At 38.7% G+C, this 21,026-nt stretch carries 24 protein-coding genes and 1 tRNA gene; 16 read left to right on the forward strand and 9 right to left on the reverse strand.

From position 1 onward, the window contains the following. Position 1: 1 nt before the first annotated feature. Positions 2–77 (reverse strand) — tRNA-Gly (locus AC07M3_RS18595). A gap of 230 nt (positions 78–307) precedes the next feature. Here AC07M3_RS18595 and AC07M3_RS18600 point away from each other — a divergent pair. The 5 genes from AC07M3_RS18600 (at position 308) to AC07M3_RS18620 (ending at position 3,141) form a co-directional block, all read left to right on the forward strand. Next, a complete protein-coding gene (locus AC07M3_RS18600) occupies positions 308–616 on the forward strand; it encodes a BolA family protein (protein WP_004640501.1) in 309 nt (102 codons plus the stop codon). A gap of 11 nt (positions 617–627) precedes the next feature. Next, positions 628–1,020 carry a SirB2 family protein gene (locus tag AC07M3_RS18605; protein WP_005037496.1) on the forward strand — a complete coding sequence of 131 codons (393 nt, stop codon included), beginning with the start codon at positions 628–630 and terminating at the stop codon, positions 1,018–1,020. 76 nt (positions 1,021–1,096) lie between these two features. Beyond that, positions 1,097–1,939: a ParA family protein gene (locus tag AC07M3_RS18610; protein ID WP_003655596.1), complete on the forward strand. Its 843-nt coding sequence runs from the start codon at positions 1,097–1,099 to the stop codon at positions 1,937–1,939. 10 nt (positions 1,940–1,949) lie between these two features. After that, positions 1,950–2,336, forward strand: a complete 387-nt coding sequence (locus AC07M3_RS18615; RefSeq protein ID WP_004795328.1) for a hypothetical protein — start codon at positions 1,950–1,952, stop codon at positions 2,334–2,336. Between the two features lie 214 nt (positions 2,337–2,550). Continuing rightward, the gene (locus AC07M3_RS18620; RefSeq protein WP_005037489.1) at positions 2,551–3,141 is read left to right on the forward strand and encodes a LysE family translocator; all 591 of its coding nucleotides are present in this window, start codon (positions 2,551–2,553) and stop codon (positions 3,139–3,141) included. A gap of 7 nt (positions 3,142–3,148) precedes the next feature. On the opposite strand, the gene AC07M3_RS18625 is transcribed toward AC07M3_RS18620, so the two are convergent. Beyond that, positions 3,149–3,790: a DedA family protein gene (locus tag AC07M3_RS18625; RefSeq protein ID WP_005037487.1), complete on the reverse strand. Its 642-nt coding sequence runs from the start codon at positions 3,788–3,790 to the stop codon at positions 3,149–3,151. A 194-nt stretch (positions 3,791–3,984) separates the two neighbouring features. On the opposite strand from AC07M3_RS18625, the gene AC07M3_RS18630 reads away from it, so the two are divergent. Then, complete coding sequence (locus AC07M3_RS18630; protein ID WP_213074657.1) at positions 3,985–4,422, forward strand: DoxX family protein; 438 nt, start codon at positions 3,985–3,987, stop codon at positions 4,420–4,422. Between the two features lie 71 nt (positions 4,423–4,493). On the opposite strand, the gene AC07M3_RS18635 is transcribed toward AC07M3_RS18630, so the two are convergent. Next, complete coding sequence (locus tag AC07M3_RS18635; protein ID WP_170834095.1) at positions 4,494–5,711, reverse strand: DUF445 domain-containing protein; 1,218 nt, start codon at positions 5,709–5,711, stop codon at positions 4,494–4,496. Positions 5,712–6,096: 385 nt separating this feature from the next. Between AC07M3_RS18635 and guaA the strand changes: the two genes are divergently transcribed. From guaA to AC07M3_RS18675, 8 genes are all read left to right on the forward strand, one after another. After that, positions 6,097–7,665, forward strand: coding sequence for a glutamine-hydrolyzing GMP synthase (gene guaA / locus AC07M3_RS18640; protein WP_005049067.1), 1,569 nt, complete (start codon positions 6,097–6,099; stop codon positions 7,663–7,665). Positions 7,666–7,995: 330 nt separating this feature from the next. Continuing rightward, complete coding sequence (locus AC07M3_RS18645) at positions 7,996–8,505, forward strand: DinB family protein (protein ID WP_092710549.1); 510 nt, start codon at positions 7,996–7,998, stop codon at positions 8,503–8,505. A 280-nt stretch (positions 8,506–8,785) separates the two neighbouring features. Continuing rightward, on the forward strand, positions 8,786–9,313 hold the full coding sequence (locus tag AC07M3_RS18650; protein WP_092710552.1) for a PadR family transcriptional regulator: 528 nt from the start codon (positions 8,786–8,788) through the stop codon (positions 9,311–9,313). A gap of 13 nt (positions 9,314–9,326) precedes the next feature. Further along, positions 9,327–9,716: a Fur family transcriptional regulator gene (locus tag AC07M3_RS18655; RefSeq protein ID WP_494568021.1), complete on the forward strand. Its 390-nt coding sequence runs from the start codon at positions 9,327–9,329 to the stop codon at positions 9,714–9,716. A gap of 22 nt (positions 9,717–9,738) precedes the next feature. After that, positions 9,739–10,044: a DUF3861 domain-containing protein gene (locus AC07M3_RS18660; protein ID WP_494568020.1), complete on the forward strand. Its 306-nt coding sequence runs from the start codon at positions 9,739–9,741 to the stop codon at positions 10,042–10,044. 158 nt (positions 10,045–10,202) lie between these two features. Continuing rightward, positions 10,203–11,150 carry a pirin family protein gene (locus tag AC07M3_RS18665; protein WP_133747925.1) on the forward strand — a complete coding sequence of 316 codons (948 nt, stop codon included), beginning with the start codon at positions 10,203–10,205 and terminating at the stop codon, positions 11,148–11,150. Continuing rightward, positions 11,147–11,554, forward strand: coding sequence for an OsmC family protein (locus AC07M3_RS18670; RefSeq protein WP_003655574.1), 408 nt, complete (start codon positions 11,147–11,149; stop codon positions 11,552–11,554). Before AC07M3_RS18665 ends, AC07M3_RS18670 begins: the two co-directional genes overlap by 4 nt. Positions 11,555–11,666: 112 nt before the next feature. Further along, the gene (locus AC07M3_RS18675) at positions 11,667–12,335 is read left to right on the forward strand and encodes a glutathione S-transferase family protein (RefSeq protein WP_375037372.1); all 669 of its coding nucleotides are present in this window, start codon (positions 11,667–11,669) and stop codon (positions 12,333–12,335) included. 39 nt (positions 12,336–12,374) lie between these two features. On the opposite strand, the gene AC07M3_RS18680 is transcribed toward AC07M3_RS18675, so the two are convergent. After that, positions 12,375–12,989, reverse strand: a complete 615-nt coding sequence (locus AC07M3_RS18680; protein WP_003655571.1) for an SPOR domain-containing protein — start codon at positions 12,987–12,989, stop codon at positions 12,375–12,377. 156 nt (positions 12,990–13,145) lie between these two features. Further along, on the reverse strand, positions 13,146–14,936 hold the full coding sequence (argS, locus tag AC07M3_RS18685) for an arginine--tRNA ligase (RefSeq protein ID WP_005037465.1): 1,791 nt from the start codon (positions 14,934–14,936) through the stop codon (positions 13,146–13,148). A gap of 495 nt (positions 14,937–15,431) precedes the next feature. Here argS and AC07M3_RS18690 point away from each other — a divergent pair, with 495 nt between their 5' ends. Continuing rightward, complete coding sequence (locus AC07M3_RS18690; protein ID WP_209832117.1) at positions 15,432–17,129, forward strand: NAD-dependent malic enzyme; 1,698 nt, start codon at positions 15,432–15,434, stop codon at positions 17,127–17,129. 44 nt (positions 17,130–17,173) lie between these two features. On the opposite strand, the gene AC07M3_RS18695 is transcribed toward AC07M3_RS18690, so the two are convergent. Next, positions 17,174–18,094 (reverse strand): Dyp-type peroxidase, encoded by a 921-nt coding sequence (locus tag AC07M3_RS18695; protein ID WP_199991059.1) that lies wholly within the window; start codon positions 18,092–18,094, stop codon positions 17,174–17,176. Positions 18,095–18,253: 159 nt separating this feature from the next. Here AC07M3_RS18695 and AC07M3_RS18700 point away from each other — a divergent pair, with 159 nt between their 5' ends. Continuing rightward, a complete protein-coding gene (locus AC07M3_RS18700) occupies positions 18,254–18,880 on the forward strand; it encodes a LysE family transporter (RefSeq protein WP_199991060.1) in 627 nt (208 codons plus the stop codon). Position 18,881: 1 nt separating this feature from the next. Here the strand turns inward: AC07M3_RS18700 and znuB are convergent, their stop codons facing one another. From znuB to AC07M3_RS18715, 3 genes are read right to left on the reverse strand one after another with little or no spacing between them, the layout of a single operon-like run. Further along, positions 18,882–19,691 carry a zinc ABC transporter permease subunit ZnuB gene (gene znuB, locus AC07M3_RS18705; RefSeq protein ID WP_026057177.1) on the reverse strand — a complete coding sequence of 270 codons (810 nt, stop codon included), beginning with the start codon at positions 19,689–19,691 and terminating at the stop codon, positions 18,882–18,884. Between the two features lie 3 nt (positions 19,692–19,694). Further along, positions 19,695–20,483: a zinc ABC transporter ATP-binding protein ZnuC gene (gene znuC, locus AC07M3_RS18710; RefSeq protein WP_494568019.1), complete on the reverse strand. Its 789-nt coding sequence runs from the start codon at positions 20,481–20,483 to the stop codon at positions 19,695–19,697. Further along, on the reverse strand, positions 20,456–20,953 hold the full coding sequence (locus AC07M3_RS18715) for a transcriptional repressor (protein WP_003655556.1): 498 nt from the start codon (positions 20,951–20,953) through the stop codon (positions 20,456–20,458). Before AC07M3_RS18715 ends, znuC begins: the two co-directional genes overlap by 28 nt. Between the last annotated feature and the right edge of the window lie 73 nt (positions 20,954–21,026).

A 21,026-nucleotide genomic window follows, 5' to 3' on the forward strand; every position in this document is an offset into this window, starting at 1 on the left:
TTGGAGCGGGAAACGAGACTCGAACTCGCGACCCCAACCTTGGCAAGGTTATGCTCTACCAACTGAGCTATTCCCGCGTGCCGCTTATAATACATTAAGCGAAACATGGGTCAACAACTTTATGCAAATAAATATGCTGATTGCATAAAATAAAAACAGAAATGGGTAATTAGATGTATTTTTCTCGTTAAGTTGCCGAATAAATAGACATTTTGTTTGAAGCCAAAGCGTACAAGAGCAACTTTTGTTTGTGTGCAGACAGGGTATACTAGGTTCAAATATACGAATAATCGTAAAAGGAAAAGCTATGAGCCTTGAACAACAATTGATTGAACGGTTACAGACCCTTGCACCCAGCCATTTGGAAGTCATCAATGAGTCTGCCGGACACGGTGGTTATTTCCCGGGTAAAGAATCACATTTTAAAGTGATTGTAGTGAGCGATGAATTTAATGGATTGCGTTTGGTTCAACGTCATCAAAAAGTTTATGCGTTAGCTTCAGACTTAATGAATCCAGGGCAAATTCATGCTTTAGCAATTCATGCTTATTTACCAAGTGAGTGGCAAGGTCAGGCACCTGCTAGCCCAGAATGTGCACATGCACCTAAAAGCTAAGGGTTAATTTCATGGATGCACATTTACTGACTAAAATTATTCACATGACCGCGGTGGCTGCCGCCCTTATGGTTTTTGTATTACGCGCTTCGACTTTGTTTGTGGGTGTGCAAGGCGAACAACCAAATCCGACGGGACGTAAAATATTAGTTGCCTTACAACATCTATCATTTACCGTAGTTTTTATTACTGGCGCAATTTTATTGGTCATGAAAGACTTTCAGGTACAGCCGTGGTTTTACGCTAAAATTATTCTATTTTTAGTCTTGTTATCTTCCCTTATGAAAGCCTTTAAAAAAGATGACACTCTTTTATTAGCGCAACGTAGGGCCGGTTTAATGATTAGCGCTATCGCATTTATTGCTATTATTATTTTAGTGATTGTGAAGCCTGTTTTTGCTTAATTGTTCTACATTCTTTGCCTTTTTGCTTAAGCTCTAGGTTAAACTGCGTACAGTAAAAAAATATGCAGAGGGAAACATGTTAACTCGTGTGGTGTTTAACCAAAAAGGCGGTGTAGGGAAATCAAGTATTACTGTAAATTTGGCCGCAATTAGTGCCAAACATGGCTTAAGGACATTGGTCATTGATCTTGATCCTCAAGCCAACTCTAGTCAGTACCTTTTAGGGGATGACGCAACTTATTCTGCTGAAAAATCAATTATAGAACCAAATATCGAAAATTTCTTTGATGATGTGTTGGGAAACAATCAACAAAAGGGTTTAATCGGTAATGCATTAGGTTCGATTTTAAAAGCCCCGCGAAATAAAGATATTGATAGCTTTGTACACTCAACTCCTTTTGCAAAATTAGACGTGCTTCCTGCCAGCCCAACACTTGGTGCCCTTGAGCATGCACTTGAAAGTAAACATAAAATTTATAAATTACGTGATTCAATTCAAAACTTAATTGGACGATATGATCGTATCTATATAGATACACCACCTGCATTTAACTTTTTTACTTTGTCGGCACTGATAGCAGCAGATAAAGTCTTAATTCCCTTCGATTGCGATGTCTTTTCAAAGCGCGCGTTACAAACATTGATTGAAAATGTTCTCGAAACGCAAGATGATCATAATGATCGCTTGGAAATTGAAGGAATTGTCGTCAACCAATTTCAAGCTCAAGCAAAATTACCTCGGGAAGTGGTTCAGCAGTTGAAAGATGAAGGGTTGCCTGTACTTAATAGCATGTTACCGCCTTCGGTTTTAATGAAAGAATCGCATCAGAAAAATTTACCTTTGGCTCATTTGGCACCAGAACATAAATTGACTCAAGCTTATGAGACATTGTTTGGTGAAATTGAGCCAAAACGATAAGAGAAAAATGATGAAAGGCTTATATATTGCGCCTTTGGTGGCAGCCACTTTATTACTAGGCGCTTGTGCGACGACGGTAAAACCGACTTACGTGTCTCCGACACAATATCAATCTTTGGGCTGCCAACAGCTGCAAAGTGAATATAACCGTATTCAACAATATATCGATAATGGCGTACAAACTCCGAAAAGTACCGGTATGGGTGTTGGACTTGGACTCGGTGGCGGCTGGGGACGAGGCGGTTGGGGATTCGGTCCATCCATCTCTGTCAATATGGGACAATCTTCTTCAACCAAAAACACTGAACTTTCACGTGTTTTAGGTCAGCAAGAAGCAATAGTTCAGGCGGCTCAATTCAAAAACTGTCCAATTATTGTTCGAAAAAAGACCAATTAATAGCCAATTTCGCATCACAATATGCTAATTAAGGCATATTGTGGTGAATAAAGTTTAGCAAAATGTTTCATAATAAAATGAATATAAATCAATACATTTCAAATTTTTGAGCTTCATAAATCTTGTATTTTCTATAATCAAAAGTCCTCATCAACTTGCTATATTTTGCCTATTTCGTTTAAGGTGGCCCCATCTTGGATGTTGTGGAAATTTTATGATTGAGAGTTGGTTTTTTGTATTGGCAATGTTGGCTGTGTTGCTTATTCCTGGTCCGACAAATGCTTTACTTGCAACCGCTGCTCATTCTCAAGGTTTATCTAAAGCATTCTGGCTTATTCCAATGGAATGGTTAGGCTATGCCTACGGGATTAGCTTTTGGGCTGTATTTATTCATTTAGCCGCTCCAATTTGGCCAGCACTGCTACTCATTTTGCATATTACGAGTGTGTTCTATGTATTCTGGCTTGCTTTTCACTTATGGAAGAACACCCATTTACAACAGTTCAGTCAAAGTCACCGTAATATTCGCCCCCGCCAATTATTCTTATCTACCTTAAAAAACCCTAAAGCTTTGTTGTTTGCAGCGGGGATCTTTCCTGCTGAAGCATGGAATTCGCCTGAAAATTTTCTCATAGTGTTTGGTATTTTTACTTTAATCCTAATTCCGGCTGCAAGTTTCTGGATGATTTTTGGACGGGCATTGTTAACGGGTCCAATCAAAAAAATAAAAGCCGATCATTTATATAAAGGATCGGCCATGTTACTTATTTTATGTATGCTTCCAGTAGTATTCCGGTTTTTCTAAATTAATCTCAAACGTTGGCTTTTCGATTTTTTAGTTTTTCACGTATAAATGCGATGATGCCTGGTAAAACGCTAATAATAATGATGCCAAAAATAAGATGGGTAAAATTATCTTTAACGATTGGCATATTTCCAAATAAGTAGCCTAAAGTTACAAAAGAAGCGACCCAACAGAATGCGCCAATAATGTTATAAGTTAGGAAAAACTTATAGTTCATGCTACCAGCCCCAGCAACAAAAGGTGCAAACGTACGGGCAAATGGTATGAAACGAGCAAAGATAATGGTTTTGCCGCCATGACGAGCAAAGAATTCTTGAGTTTTAACTAAGTGCTGTTTATTAATGAATCGAGAGTTCATTTCAAACACACGTGGACCGATAAAACGCCCAATATGGTAGTTGACCGTGTCACCTAAAACAGCGGCAATGAAGAGTAGAGTGCCCAGTACCCATGGATCCATCGCACCTGTAGATGCTGCTAAAGCACCTGCCGCGAATAGCAAACTATCTCCCGGCAAGAACGGCATAACCACTAAACCGGTTTCAACAAAAATAATTAAAAATAGAATGCCATAAATCCACGTCCCATAATTTATAATAAATTCGGCGAGATGTTGATCAACGTGTAGAATAAAATCAAGAAGTTCCATGATAAGAGCAAGTGGTAAACCGTGCTCAAATCCTAGCAGTGAGCCTATAGAAAGTCAGTATAAAACATCAAAAAAATACAAATTGATCATCTCGTTTATGCAACGATATATATGAATTTTGAGTATTTAATTATCAATGTCCCAAACCTAGAATGAGCTCATCAATAAATAAGCATTTAAATAAAGGTGGCAGTATGTTTAATCCAAATGTAGTGGTCAAAAATATCGTAACGCAATCAGGCGCAGACAGTTTCATTAGCCTCGTTGCGCGTCTTCTTATTGCCTATATCTTCCTTGTTGCTGGTTGGGGGAAAATTACCGGTTATGCAGCAACTGCTGGATATATGGAAGCAATGGGGGTTCCAGCTGGAATTCTTCCTTTAGTTATCTTGGTTGAGTTCGGTGGTGGTTTAGCCTTGTTATTTGGTTTTCAAGCACGTTTTGCGGCTTTTGGGCTTGGGATCTTTAGTGTTCTTACTGCTTTTTTATTCCACCAAGGTGGTGCTGATGCAGCGGCGCAATACAATAATGGCATTCACTTTATGAAAAACCTTGCAATGGCAGGTGGCTTATTCTTCTTGATGCTTCATGGTGCTGGCCGTATTAGTCTGGATCATGCAATCGAGAAATAATATTTAAGACAACAATAAAAAAAACCGGATGATCAATTCATCCGGTTTTTTTATTTCTATGATTTAAAAAATTAGAGCATGAACTGGATTTGTAATTCCCCAACAACAAAACCAAGTACTGCACCAACTGCAATGAGTGCCCACTCATCTTCTTTGAATGCAGGGCGTAACATGCCTTCAAATTCAGAAGGTGTTAATTTCTGCATGCGTTCAATTAAAGTACTACGAATATTCATGGCATCTTCTGCATAAGACTCTACGTATTTCATAGTCTCTGGAAGCCGTTGCATAATGCGTTCAGCAACTTGCGATTTCATATTCTGATATTTTTCTCCGCCAATTGCATATACAACCAATGGGCGAATAACACCAGCTTGCATATCAATTTCTTGTTTTACATGACGGTTAACCAGATCAATAACACGATCAGAATGTGTACCAGAAAATAATTCTTCCATCATATGACGTGAAGTCAGAAGCTGTTTAGAAATGAGCGCAGCATAGTCGGCTGCAACTTCATTTTGACGTTTGATAAATAAACCTTGCCATGTATAACCAAATATTTTTTTAGGATAAAGAGGTCTAAACATCATTTGCAGTGCAATCCAGTCACTGAAAAAACCAACAAAGCCGCCAAACATTGGAAGCATCCACGGGTATTTTCCTTGGGTAACGATCCAGCAAAACATTTGGATCACACCAATACCAAAACCGAAGAAAAATCCGACATTACTGAAAAATTTAAATTCTTGTTTTCCTACTCGTTTAAAAATGTTGTTGAGTAGGCGTTTGTCTTTAAGTAAGTTGCTAATAACCAGATGTTTAATATCAAAGTATCGGTTCACATCACGTTGTACTTCACCCATGATATGTTCAACAATCTCGGGTGCTTTTGATTGCACACGGCGAATCAGTCTTTGGCGAGCAAACTCTGGCATGCCTTCCCATAACCCAGGCTGATATTCTTGCGCAACATCACGGGTAATATCTTCAGCTGCGGCCAGCAATGGTTTTTCTATTTCTTTAGCAATACGTTTTGGATCTAGGCGGGCAAAAATTTCTTCAGGTTTAATGAGCTTGGCTGTCATGAGTTCAACAGCGATTGTTGCCATTTTCTCGGCTTTGCGTGGCACGATGCCTTGCCAACCTAGAAATGGTTTAATGCCTTTAAATTCAAGTGGCGAAAACATCATCTGAATGGCAATCACCTTGGTGATGTAGCCAATTAAACCACTCATAAAAGGAATAGAGATATACAACCAAAAATGTTGCTGGAAATCTGCAATCATAGTTTGAAGCATTGTTGTTCCTTGGATTTCTATTGATTTTGATAGGGGGCAACAAGCCATAAAAATGGATAATTGTTTAAACACAGACAAATATCGCTTATGGTATTTACCTTTCCATGGTAATGCCTGTTTTATCGGGTCATCTTAACATCAAATTCATGGTGATGCTGCATAGAATGTGATGAATTTATCAATACGTATGAAGTTTTTAAGATTAACTCAGATTATTGATAAATATAAGTAAATATTGATTTATGTCAGAGAATCTAGCTATAGAAATGATTCAGAAATGAAAAAAATAAGATATATGATGATTTGCGGTGCGCCGAAGCGTGAAAAATGTTAAAATGGCGCGCTTAATTCTTTTGCCATTTAGTGGTTTGTCATGACTACCAATACTCAAATTACTGAAGATCGTATCCTGATTCTGGATTTCGGCTCTCAATATAGCCAGCTCATTGCACGTCGTGTACGTGAAGCCGGTGTTTACTCTGAAATGTATGCTTTTGATATGTCTGAAGAAGACATTCGCGCTTTTAAGCCAAATGGCATTATTTTGTCAGGTGGACCTGAGAGTGTGCATGAAGAAGGTAGCCCACGTGCACCGCAAGTGGTGTTTGAGTTGGGTGTTCCAGTATTGGGTATTTGCTATGGTTTGCAAACCATGTCTGAACAGTTAGGCGGTAAAGTTGAGCCGGGTACTGTACATGAATTTGGTTATGCCGAAGTTGATATCGTTAAACGCGACCAACTGATTGGCAACTTACAAGACCGTGAAGACCAACTTCATGTCTGGATGAGTCATGGCGACAAAGTGAGCCAGATTCCAGAAGGTTTTAGCATTACTGCAAGCACGCCAAGTTGTCCAGTTGCTGCTGTAAGTGATGAAACACGCCGTTTCTATGGTGTGCAATTCCACCCAGAAGTAACGCACACGGCAAAAGGTGAAGAATTACTTGCAAATTTTGTTCATAAAATTTGTGGATGTGGTGGCCTTTGGACACCTGAACACATCATTGATTTACGTGTAGAACAGTTACGTAAGCAAATTGGTGATGAAAAAGTTCTTTTAGGTCTTTCTGGGGGTGTTGACTCATCTGTAGTTGCTGCGCTTTTACACAAAGCAATTGGCGACCAGTTAACATGTGTATTTGTTGATAACGGTTTACTTCGTTTAAACGAAGGCGACCAAGTAATGCAAATGTTTGCTGAAAACATGGGTATCCGTGTCATTCGTGCCGATGCTGAAGAACGTTTCTTAACTGCATTAGCTGGTGAAGTTGATCCAGAGAAAAAACGTAAAATCATTGGCCGTGAGTTTATTGAAGTTTTTGCTGAAGAAGCACGTAAACTTGATGGCGTGAAATTCTTGGCGCAAGGTACGATTTACCCAGACGTGATCGAATCTGCTGCAAGCAAACAAGGTAAAGCACACGTTATTAAATCTCACCATAATGTGGGTGGCTTACCAGAAGATTTAGAATTTGAATTGGTTGAACCTTTACGTGACTTGTTTAAAGATGAAGTACGTAAATTAGGTACAACACTTGGCTTGCCACACAGCATGATTTACCGTCACCCATTCCCAGGACCAGGTTTAGGTGTTCGTATTTTGGGTGAAGTGAAAAAGGAATATGCAGATATTCTTCGTCTTGCTGATGACATCTTTATGCAAGAGCTTCGCGACAGCGGTTGGTATGACAAAACAGCTCAAGCATTTGCTGTGTTCCAACCTGTTAAGTCAGTTGGTGTAGTAGGTGATGGTCGTCGTTATGCATGGGTTATTGCACTTCGCGCAGTTGAAACAGTTGACTTTATGACAGCTCGTTTTGCACATTTACCATACGAATTGGTTGATAAAATCTCAACGCGTATTATGAATGAAATTAAAGATGTATCACGTGTTGTATACGACGTGTCATCTAAACCACCAGCCACGATTGAATGGGAGTAAAATCGGAGTTTCAAAATGCAATGCATTTTGCCGATTTTACGCCAAGAGCTATGCTCGCGGCAGAGGGTTTTCTAAAAGCAGTAGCTTTTAGCTAAATTTATGCCATGAACGAACTTAAAACATTGTTTTAAGTGAAGTGCAAGATGCCTACGGCAGTGTGGTATTTCTAGAATGGATTAATAAAAAGCCGACTTGGAAAAGTCGGCTTTTTGCTGTTTTACAATGAAGTGAAAGTTTTAAATATTTGATTTTTTGCTAAAGACGTTAACTTCATTTCTTATAAGCCGTGTTATGTTAATTTTAGACAAATTAATAACCGGTTCTTTATAAATGGATTTAAAAACGTTTGAATTATTAGCTCGATACAACGTTTGGTCTACTCAAAAATTAAATCAGGTTTTGAGGAATGTTTCTAATGACGACTTCAATGCTGATTGTGGACTTTATTTCAAAAGTATCGCCGGAACTTTAAATCATTTACTTGTTGGCGAACACTATCTTTGGTTTCCTCGTTTTTTAGCTAAACCTTCACCGATATTAAAGCTAAATACCATCATAGAGAATGATAAAGACAAGTTGATATTTCAGTTAGAGGATAAGGTTGGTAATTGGATAAATTTTTTAAAATGTGTTGATATTGAAAAATTTAAATACGATCTGCAGTACAAAACATCTACTGGTAAAGAGATGAGCCTGCCATATGCTGAAACACTATTACATGTTTTTAATCATGGAACTCATCACAGAGGGCAAGTTACAGCAGCTCTGACCTCAATGGGATATGATTGTCCTGAACTTGATTTGGTATATATGCTAATCGAAGAAAATCATCACATTTAATTTATGTTTATCTAAATTTAAAATTTATCTATTAATAAAAGGTAGATATTTATTAGGACTTTGAAAAACACAAAGGCGGCATTCGAAATAATTTAGTTGTTTGATAAATATATTTGTGACGTATTGCCAGTAGAAAGAGTGCTTAAGCACTCTTTTTTATTACTTAAATTTTAATATATATCAAAACAATAGATCTGAACTTATTACTTATAGTTGATAAAAGATATATTAAGATATATCTTAATAAATATAAATTAAGCATATTAGGGAATCTTTACTGATGAAACAACAATCAGAGCATCATCATGCTGAACACCACGAACATCATGGTGGTCATCACCGTTCAGGGCGACGGGGGAGACTTTTTGAAGCGGGCAGAATGAAACTTTTAGTACTTTATCTCATTCAGCAAAGTCCAAAGCATGGCTATGAAATTATTAAAGAAATAAGTGATTTGGTGGGCGATGGCTATACACCAAGTGCAGGTACCATTTACCCAACTTTAACTAGTCTGGAAGAAATGAATTTCATTACTTTGTTAGACGTAGAACGTAAGCAATATCAAATCACAGAATTTGGTAAAGCTTACTTAGCCGAACAACAAGACAAGCTGACTGAGCTATTAGAAAAATTACGACTTAGACGTGAAATTCACAGTAATGATGAATTAATTGAAATTCACCGTGCGATGGAAAACCTAAAAACAGCCTTACGTTTGAAGTTGAACTCGGCGAGTCTACAGCAAGAGCAGATTTATCAAATTGCCGAAAAAATTGATCAAGCTGCGGTTTCGATTGGGCGATTATAAGTTGGAAATAGAAATGTTAGAGCTACAGCATAAAATCAAAGAAACGGGCCTAAAAGTCACTCATCCAAGACTTGCTGTTTTGTCTTTAATTCAACAGCAAGCAGAAGATCTAACTGTCAAACAGATTTACCAAAAGTTATATGCCCAAAAACAGAAACTAAGTTTAGCCACAGTTTATCGGGTAGTGAACGACTTAACGGGAGCGGGTTTAATTTCAAATCGTCAGCCACAACGAGATGAAGCTAAATTTAACTTACCAACAGTCGAGAATAATCAATTATTGCAAATTCGTTGTACAGATCTAACAGCCGCTAAACAAGAGCAATTTTTAGCATCTTTACAGTCAGTATTTACACAATTTCAAATTGATCTTAAACAAGTCGAAATCATCCATAGTCATTAAATTTTTAATAGAGAATTTATATATGAAACAACATCAATATCATGTCACTGTACAACACTTAAAGAATGCAAAAGGAGAGGCCTCTACATATACCGAGCGTCTTGAGTTCTATGCGGGTAATCATGACGATATCTTTGAAATTGTTGAGCGTTTAAAAAAAGCAGATTTTTTTGATGATGAAACTACAAAATCTTTTGGTGTTGGGCTAAAACTTTTTAGTGAAGTTATGTTGGAAAATCGAGACCACCCTCTATTTCAAGAGTTTTTCCCACAATTTGGTCAATTCATGAAAAACCTAAAACAGCTCGTTAAAGATCAATCATCTTAAACATATTTCATGCAGCCTTGATTTTTCTATAATTAAAAATGGATTGTCTCATTCATAACACCCTGTGTATTACTAAAAGACTATATTGAATAATGAGTGTATTGTTAAGATCAGTATAACAACTCATTGCAAAAGCATAGGTAAAAGAGAGTAATATCATGAGCAATAATAATGATTACGATATTTCTGATTCAAAGGATTGCGAAAAATTTGCCAATCAGTTTATTCAGGAATTTCCAATTCGCTCTGCTGAAATTGGACAGGGGACAGTCATTAAGCGGGCTTTACCTAGCCGACAAAAACGAATGATTGGAGCGTGGTGTTTCTTAGATCATGCAGGCCCTGTGTCTTTTCCTGCGGGTGACGGTTTAGATGTTGGACCTCATCCTCATATTGGTTTGCAAACCTTCACTTGGATGATTGAAGGGACCATGATGCATACCGATAGTTTAGGTTCAAAACAACTGATTCGTCCTAAGCAAGTTAACTTGATGACGGCAGGTCATGGCATTTCTCATACAGAAGTTGCACCTGATACTGAAACTCAAATGCACGCTGCTCAGCTCTGGATTGCTTTACCTGATCATAAGCGCAATATGGATCCGAAATTTGAACATTATCCTGAGTTGCCTGTTGTTGAAAAGGACGGTCTAGAATTTACCGTTCTTGTAGGCGAATATCTGGTAACTACTTCTCCAGTAGTGGTACATACGCCTTTAGTTGGTGTTGACTTAATTGCTACCAAAGATACGAAAACCCGTATTCCATTAAATCCTAATTATGAATATGGTTTTATGGCATTAGAAGGTATTGCCCATGTGAATGGTCATGAATTAACAGCTGATAACATGGTTGTATTAGATACTGGACTAAGTGAAATTGAGATTGAAGTAAAAAAAGGCAATCGTGTTCTTTTAATTGGTGGTGAACCGTTTGAAACGCCAATTTTGCTCTGGTGGAACTTTGTTGCACGTACAATGGATGATTTAAAAGAAGCCCGTGAGCAATGGATTAATCATGATGCGCGTTTTGGTGAAATCCCAGATTATGTTGGTGCACGCTTAGAAGCCCCCGTTCTTCCAGATCAAATGAGAGCATCAAAATGACAGCAGTAATCGCAAGCAGTAAAGCAAAGCCCCTTGCCGAGCAATGGAAGGGTGAGATTACCAGTGGTCGCCATCAATATTTTTGTGATGAACCTGAAAAGCTAGAAGGGCAAGATCAAGGCCCAGCACCTTATGATTTGCTTACTGGAAGTTTGGCAGCTTGTACGCTCATCACTTTAAGAATGTATGCCAAACATAAGGGTTATGATTTTGGTGAGTTCTCGGTTGAAATTGATTTTCATACCAATAGAGAGCATGAAGAGCATATTGAACGTCGTATTGTTTTTAAAGACTTACCAGATGAAGAGCTCCAACAAAAAATCTTAGTGGTATGCAGTAAAACTCCGGTCACTAAAACTTTGTTACGTAGTTTAGACATTCATACTGTGCTTGTTACAGTGTAAAAATGCTATTTTGTGGAGGTGGATGATTTTATATCCATCCCACAAATGGAATAAAACAGCATGTTCACATGCTGTTTTTTATGTAAAAAGAAAAATAAAAGCAGGCAATAATATGATTAGTTTACACCACCTGGAATGTTCGCGATCGTTTCGAATTTTATGGGCTTTAGAAGAATTAGGCTTAGATTATGATATTCATTATTATCAGCGCTTACCTAACTATTCCGCTCCAGAAACATTGAAATGTATTCATCCTTTAGGTAAAGCTCCAATTCTGACAGATGATGAGCAAGTCATCGCAGAATCTGCGGTGATCTTGGAATATCTACAGCAACGTTATGATCAGAATCAACAATTTAAACCTACGCAGCCCCAAGATTTACAGCAGTATATTTATTGGATGCACTATGCAGAAGGCTCACTCATGCCACTCTTAGTCATGACTTTGGTCATGAATAGTGTAAATAAGCATGTGCCGTGGTTAATTCAACCAGTAGCAAAAAAAATCACGGAAGGGGTGAAGGCAAATTTTGTCCGCCCTCGTATGAAAGATCATATTAGTTTTTTAGAAAACTATTTGGCAGAGCATGAATATTTCGCAGGCGATTTTTCATTTGCCGATATTCAAATGAGCTTCCCTCTAGAGTCTTTACAATCACGCTTGCAAGGGAAATATCCTAATATTCAGGCTTTTTTACATCGTATTCGGCGCAGGGTAGCGTTTCAAAAAGCGAAAAAAAAGGGAATTGGTTCTAATGAAAGCAATTGTGCTGATATTTAAAAGAAAAGGAACAAATATTTGTTCCTTTTTATTTTCACTTTACTTTCGTTTGATCACGATGGAGTCAATGCCGCTGTGTTGTAAAGTCTGTTGTGCAGCCAATGCAGCGTCTTGAGTGTCATAAGGTCCAGAAATAACACGGTACCATATTTGCCCATTTTCAGTACTCTTAACTACATCTGCAGATAAGCCATTTAAAATGATTTCTGCACGGCGAGCATCAGCTTGATCTGGGTCATTATAGCTGCGAACCTGTAAAATATAAGTAGGTTGCTGAGGAGCGGTGGCTGATGGATTCGTATCAATTCCTGCACTTTCTGAAGCAGCTGGTTGAGTTGCACTTGGTGCCTCAACAATCATGGCTGTGCCTTGATTTTTGCTTTCAGGAATCGCTTGTTCCGGAATGGGCGTTACTTGCTGTTGGGGTAATAGATCGTAGAAACGATAGTCTTTATTGGTATCTTCTTCTTGATAATGTTCAGAGGTAATCTGATTTTTTGCAGGAACAGGTTGCCAAGGTTTCCAAAGCATAAGCATTACAGCGATACATAAGACCGCCAAAATAGCGACAAGTGTCCCTAACCATTTGGGAATTAGGGGCTTTTTAGGCTTGTTAGGTCTTTCAGATACACCGCGTTGCGTTTTGCCAAACACGTGGATTATTCCTCTGTATTTTGATTGTTTTAATTCGAGTTTGATTCTCGTATTACGATGCTAAAAACAGTGGCTTGTATAAGCTATTTTAACTCTACAAACCACTGCTTACTATATGTTGCATGACCTTTATTTTACTGCCATGCAATATAATTTTTACATAGAGTCTGGTGCAGATACACCAAGTAATTCTAAACCATTATGCAACACTTGTTGTACATTGATTGAAAGCAATAAACGTGCTTGTGTAAGCTCAGCATCATCGCCTAATACTTTATGTTCATTGTACCAAGCGTGGAACAAGGCAGCTAATTCTTTTAAGTAGTTACCCACCTGATGTGGTTCATACGCATTTGCAGCACGCAACACTGCATCTGGATAAGCTGCCAGTTTAGCAAGAATCTCAGTTTCAGCATCAAGAGATAGGCGAGTAGCATGTGTACGTGCAGCATTTACATCGAATTGTAAGCCTGTGCTTAACGCTTTTTCTAACATACGGCAAATACGTGCATGTGCATATTGAATATAGTACACAGCATTGTCTTTACTTTGTGACACAGCAAGGTCAAGGTCGAAGTCAATGTGTTGTTCACTCTTACGCATCACGTAGTAGAAACGAGCTGCGTCGTTGCCCACTTCTTTACGTAAGTCACGTAAAGTCACGAACTGACCTGAACGAGATGACATTTGAACCATCTCGCCACCACGCCATAGACTTACGAACTGAACCAAAAGCACAGTCAATTTTTTAGAGTCGTAACCCATTGCATCGATTGCCGCTTTTACGCGAGAAATATAGCCGTGGTGATCAGAGCCCCAAATATCAATCAGGTCAGTATACCCACGTTGTAATTTATTTAAGTGGTAAGCAATGTCTGATGCAAAGTAGGTGGTTTGACCATTACGACGTTTAACAACACGGTCTTTTTCATCGCCAAATTCGGTCGATTTAAACCAGATGTTGCCATCTTTTTCATAAAGGAAGCCACGTTGATCAAGTGTTTCTAAAGCTTCGTCAATTTTTGCGCTAAGAGATGCTTCACTAAACCATTGGTTGAACGTTACACCAAAGTCAGCAAGGTCATCTTTAATGTCATCTAAAATGGCATGAAGAGCAGCTTGGTGGAATACGCGGTAGCCTTCACCTAGTAATTGTTGAGAGTTGGCAATAAGACCATCAATATGTTTTTCTTTGTCGCCAGATAAAACGACTTTATTGCCGTCGCTATCTAGTTCTTCTGCATATTGCACGTCTTCTGGCACATCTTTATAGACATCAGCCACTTCTCGAAGATATGCGTCGCCATCTTTATCAATAATAGTCTGTGCTATTTCTTTAACGTAATCGCCTTGATAAGCATTTTTTGGAAATACAAGGTTTTGACCTAGTAATTCTAAATAACGTAAATAAGTAGAAGTCGCCAAAATATCCATTTGACGGCCAGCATCATTTACATAGTATTCGCGGTCAACTTTAGCACCTGTTGCTTCAAGTAATTTGGCAACAGTCATACCATATGCAGCACCACGACCATGACCTACATGTAGACTAGACGTTGGGTTTGCAGAAACGAATTCTACTTGGATCTTTTTCGCTGCATTTGCCTGACTGCGACCAAAAAATTCTTTTTGTGCTTGAATCTGGTCAAGAATAGCAAAGCGCTGGTCTGCATTTAAAAAGAAGTTAATAAAACCAGGTCCTGCGATTTCAGCTTTGCTGATATCTGCAACTTCTGGTAATGCAGCTAGAACTTTCTCAGCTAAATCACGTGGTTTCATACCAGCAGCTTTCGAGCCGATCATGGCAATATTAGAAGCAAAGTCGCCATGGCTTCGGTCTTTGGTGCGTGTTAAGTTGCTTGTGTTATTCCAGTCGGAAGGAAGCACCCCTTCTTGTTGAAGAGTTTGCACTGCATGGTCGAGAGCTGCTTGTATTGCCGTATTCATATCAATCGAAAATAGATGTCGCAGAAAAACGTCAAATATAGCAAATTTCCTATGAGTTAGGGGAGTGGATTTGATATTCCAGTAATTCTTTTTGTGCAATTTACTGAGGATTATTTTTTAAATGAATATTGCAGAGTGAATCACTTCACTATTCTAAAAACAAACAAATACAAGCCTTCTAAGAAGTTTTAAAAAGTAGATTAGCTTTTAATCTCACCATTATTTCTTATAAAAATGGCTATGTAAGTAAAAATATATATTAAAAGCTTTTGAAATTAGATAAATAAAAGAGTTTTTAAAAATATAAAATTATTAAAGCATTGATATTTATTGCTTATTTTTAAACATGTTTTAACTAAATAGTCTTTAATTTTAACATCACGGTTTAAAATATCTATTTTGAACGAATTAGGCTTAAGCTTATACGCACAAAGAGTTTTAGAGACCATACAAAACGTGTTTTTCTCTACTCTAAGCTGGAAAATGAGATAGGCAATGATATCAGGACACCCAAGTAAACATCCCCTTTATATCCCATATGCAGGTTTTACACTTTTAGAGTTACCACTTTTAAATAAAGGTTCGGCTTTCACTGAAGAAGAAAGAAGTAACTTTAACTTACACGGTTTACTCCCCCATATTATTGAAACTATTGAAGAGCAAAGCCAGCGCTCTTATCAGCAATATTGCGCTTTCACTGATGATATCAATCGACATATCTATTTGCGTAATATCCAAGATACCAACGAAACCTTGTTCTATCATTTAATCGAAAATCATCTCGAAGAAATGATGCCGATTATTTATACCCCAACCGTGGGTGAGGCATGTCAGCGTTTCTCTGATATCTATCGTCGTCACCGCGGTATCTTCATTTCATATCCAGATCGTGATGTGATTGATGATATTTTGCAAAACGTAAATAAAAACAATGTAAAAGTTATCGTCATTACAGATGGTGAACGTATTTTAGGTCTTGGTGATCAAGGTATTGGCGGAATGGGAATCCCGATTGGGAAACTTTCGCTTTACACAGCTTGTGGTGGTATTAGCCCAGCCTATACATTGCCAATTACAATTGATGTTGGTACCAATAATCCACAATTGTTAAATGATCCGATCTATATGGGTTGGCGTCAGCCGCGTATTAGTGGCGATGAATATTACGCATTTGTAGATATGGTGATTGAAGCTGTGAAGCGTCGTTGGCCAAAAGCATTAATTCAGTTTGAAGATTTTGCACAAAAAAATGCGATGCCACTTTTAGAAAAATACCGTGATAAAATTTGCTGTTTTAATGATGATATTCAAGGAACAGCAGCGGTATCTGTAGGTAGCTTGATTGCTGCAAGTCGTGCCGCAGGCAAGCAATTAAAAGATCAAAAAATTGCGTTTTTAGGTGCGGGTTCGGCAGGTTGTGGTATTGCAGAACAAATTGTTGCACAAATGATTGCAGAAGGTTTAACCGATGCAGAAGCGCGTGCTCGCGTTTATATGGTAGACCGTTTTGGTTTGATCACTGAGAATCAACCAAACTTGCTCGACTTCCAGCGTAAGTTAGCACAAAAAGCTGAGGTGGTTGATCAGTGGGGCAATATCGAAGAAGTCATTTCACTCCTCGATGTTGTTAAAAATGCTAAGCCTACAGTGTTAATTGGTGTTTCTGGACAGCCTGGCTTGTTCACAGAAGAAATCATTAAGACCTTAGCGGCAAATTGTGAACGACCAATTGTAATGCCATTATCTAATCCGACTTCACGTGTTGAAGCTGTACCTGCTGATATTGTGGAGTGGACTGAAGGTAAAGCATTAATTGCAACAGGTAGTCCGTTTGCTCCTGTGAATCATCACGGCAAACTTTACAATATTTCGCAGTGTAATAACTCGTACATTTTCCCGGGCATTGGTTTAGGTGTGGTGGCATCTGGTGCTAAGCGTGTTACAGAAAATATGTTAATGGCATCAAGTAGTGCTTTAGCAAATTGCTCTCCATTGCTTAAAGATCCACAAGCTGATTTATTACCGCCATTGGGTGAGATTCAACAAGTTTCTAAAGTTATTGCGTTCGAAGTTGCAAAAGCTGCTATGGCTGATGGTGTCGCTGTAACAATTAGTGATGATTTGTTGAAACAGAAAATTGATCAGTCGTTCTGGAAACCTGAATACCGCAAATATAAGCGTATTCCTTTCTAAGAGTGAGAATGTACAAAGAGGAGCTTAAGCTCCTCTTTTTTATTTTAGTCTTCTAGAATTTCTTCTAGCAACTCTTCACTAGGTGCAAAATAATAAGCACCATCAAGTGGGGTCACAAAGTGCAATAAGCGGTCGTGGATACCATCTCCACTTGTACCGAACATGCGCTTTAACATAGCGTCAATAATGGTTAAGTCTTTGGTGTAGGCAATGAAAAATAGACCTTGATCACCTCTACCATCTCCATAAGGCAGACTATGACGTAAAATTTCCATTTCTTCGCCTTCATCATCTTCAACAACTGTACGGGCAACATGGGCGTTTTCTGGTTTAACGTCATCATCTAATTCAATAGATTCAAGTTTGGTGCGGCCCATAACATTTTCTTGCGCATCAACTTTCAATTTTTTCCATTTTTCTAAATCATGGGCATAGCGCTGCGCGAAAATGAAGCTGCCATCTGCAAATACCCCAGCGCTTTCTGGTAAGAGTGCTGTCTCAGCTCGGTCGTCTGGAAATTGAGGGTTTTCGGTTCCGTCTATGAAGCCAGTCATATCTCGGCCATCGAAATAACGGAAGCATACACGCTCATCAAGAACCTCAACTTTATCTTGAATACCTTCAAAAAATGCTTGGCTTAATGCAAAACAAATATCAGAGCGCATGCTAGCAATATGAATGAGAACATCAGCTGGCACAACGGGCATATTGAATGCGCCTTGTTCAGGCGCAAGCTGCTTAAAACCTACAGGAGTTTGCGAATATAGCTGTTCCCATAATTCGGGACCAAAAGCGACTGCTGTTTTAATTTGAGCATCTGAATGTTGGGTAATAAGACGGTCACGTGCTTCAAATAAAGCATTAAGTTGGTTTTTTAATTCATCAATAGTTAAGTCTTTTAAACGAAGAACAATAAAGCGTGCATGGTCTGATGGCAACGGTAAAATGACAGATTGAGCACTCATTGGAAGGAATCTCCTCGATTATAATTTGATATGAGTTTTAATTATTGTGCCTGATGCGCAGAGCTGTTAGTAGTCTATTTCTTGATTTTATTGTTTGAATTCTCATCAAGATAGTTTTATAAAACAGTATAATTCCACTTTTATAGTCTATTTTTCGCTATGTCTCTGCAAGTTTGGTTCGCTTATATGTTGGCCTGTTGGGTAATTAGTATCTCACCAGGTGCGGGAGCAATTGCTTCAATGTCGAGTGGCTTAAACTATGGCTTTAGACATGGTTATTGGAATGCAATCGGTTTACAAATTGCTTTGCTACTTCAAATTATGGTGGTGGCAGCGGGTGTTGGGGTTCTATTTGCAACGACACCTTTGGCTTTTCAGTTTGTGAAATGGTTTGGTGTGATTTATTTGTTATACCTTGCTTATTTGCAATGGACAGCACCTGTAAAAGATATAGAGATTCAACAAGAAAAAAGAGATAAATCTGTATTTGCGCTATTGCTAAATGGTTTTGTGGTCAATATTAGTAATCCCAAAGCGATTGTATTTCTATTAGCTGTTTTACCGCAGTTTTTAGATTTGGGTAAGCCTCAATGGATACAGTATCTGATTATGGCTGTGACTATGATTAGTATCGATTTGGTTGTCATGGCTGGATATACAGGGCTAGCATCAAAGGTTCTAAGATTACTTCGTTCCCCTAAACAGCAAAAATATTTGAATCGGGGTTTTGCTGTTATGTTTAGTTGTGCTGCTTTATTATTAAGTACAGTTCATCAGGCGTCCTAATTTAGGCCGCCTGTGTTTGATTTTTTAGCTTTTGAGTTATAAAAATAATAGCGAAAGTTAACGCCATGCATAAAACAATACTCAAGCCTGTAGAGATATTCAGTGCTGCGCTTGACCATAAGCCGACACTCACACCAAGCTGGGCTAATACAAAAGCCCAAATAACCATTTGCTTTGGCGAGTTTGCTAGTAAGCGAGCGCTTAAAGCAGGTATTACGAGTAATGCACCCATAAGTAAAGAACCTACAGCACGCAAAGCTAAGACAGTAAATAAAGCCAATAAAAGCATGAAAATAAGCCGTTGCCAGTTCGCATTTACACCTTCACTGACTGCAATGTCTGGATCAATTGCAAACTGTATTTGCGGCTGCCAAAAACGGTAAAGAATTACGAGTGATATCGCAATAACTAAAGTGAAAACCGGTAAGTCGGGCCAGTCAATACTCAGCAAATCACCAAATAAATAACTTAACAGCTCTGGTCTTAAACTTGGTACATGTTGAATAAACAATAAACCACTACAGAGTAATGTCGCTGAACATAAGGCTAAGAGAGCATCATTGGGTAAGCGATTGTCATGTAGCGCCCATAAAATTGCGACTAATAAAATGGCAGTGCCTGCAACACCAAGCCAAAGTGGGAGGCTTAAAGCACCTGCGATAGCGACTCCAAGTAGTGTGCCGTGTGCCATGGTGTCAGCAAAAAAAGACATCCGTCTCCAAAGCATTAGACAACCAAGAGGTGCGGTCAAAAAGACCAGTAAGGTTCCCATAATCCATGCGGGTAACAATAATTGTAACCATTCCATCATGGCTTAAGCTTCCGGTTCTGGGTGGATGTGAGGGCGGTCATTATGAGGGCAGGGGTGTGCAGCATCACCGTGAGCACAGTGATCATGATGATGTTGATAGAAAACCCGTTGAGTTCCAAATATAGCCTGATATTCAGGATGTTGTTGAATGTTCTCGGGTAGTCCACTACAGCAAATATGTTTATTTAAACACACTACACGGTGTGTTCCTTCCATCACCCATTGTAAGTCATGGGAAACAATTAAAATTGCACAGTTATATCGTTCCGGCAAACTGCGGACATACTCATAAAGTTCAGCTTCAGACTGAATATCTAAGCCTTGCATAGGTTCATCAAGAACTAAAATATCTGGCTGGCGAAGTAAGGCACGCGCTAGTAGTACTCGTTGGCGCTCTCCACCAGAAAGTTGTTGTACTTTTGATTGTTGTAACTTGGAAATGCCTGTGTCTTGAATAATTTCCTGACGCAGGGCAGGGTTACATTTTTCTAAATCAAGTAAATCCTGAACACGCAAAGGTAGGCTGTGTGAAGGATTGAACTTTTGTGGCACATAAGCCATTTTAAGTTTTTTATGATGGGTAACTCGGCCACTACTCGGCTGGAGAATACCGAGTAGAACTTTAATAAGTGTTGATTTACCTGCACCATTGGGACCAATCAAAGACACAATTTCATTTTGATGTAGAGCAAAATCAACTTTTTTTAAAATATCCCGATCATCGCGATGAACAGAAACCTGCTCAAGCTGAATTAATACGGGATTTAAGGAGTTGTGCGGCACTGTTGGCATTTCCCCGAGATTTCAATAATGCTATGTTGAGCCACGAACTCATCTGACGCTGCAAGTTGGTCAAGCTGATGAGTTAAACCTTGAGAAGAGGCTTCTTTAACCATGTGGCATTCGGTACAAATCAAGAATGCTGCTTGATGACCTTCACGAGGGTGGCAACAGGGAATATAGGCATTAATAGAAGTTAGGCGATGGATCAAACCTTTTTCTAATAAAAAATCTAAAGTTCTATATACAGTTGGAGGGGCAGCGGGGCGATCAGTTTGACTTTTTATACGTGCGAGTAAGTCATATGCGCCCATTGGGCCCGAAGCATTTAAAATGAGTTCCAAAACTTCTTTGCGCAAAGGCGTAAGTCGTGCGCCAGTCGCAGAACATAAATTTTCTGCTTCAGCTAAACGGTTTGCGACATTATGGTGATCATGCACACCATGCAAAGAATCATGATGTTCATGCGAGCAGGAACTCATAGAAATAACCTCGAATTTTTAACGGAATATTAGCATGAAGCGATGCTTCATTCGATTAATCTTAGGTATTTTT

The organism is Acinetobacter sp. GW821-FHT09D10 (genome assembly GCF_059416285.1).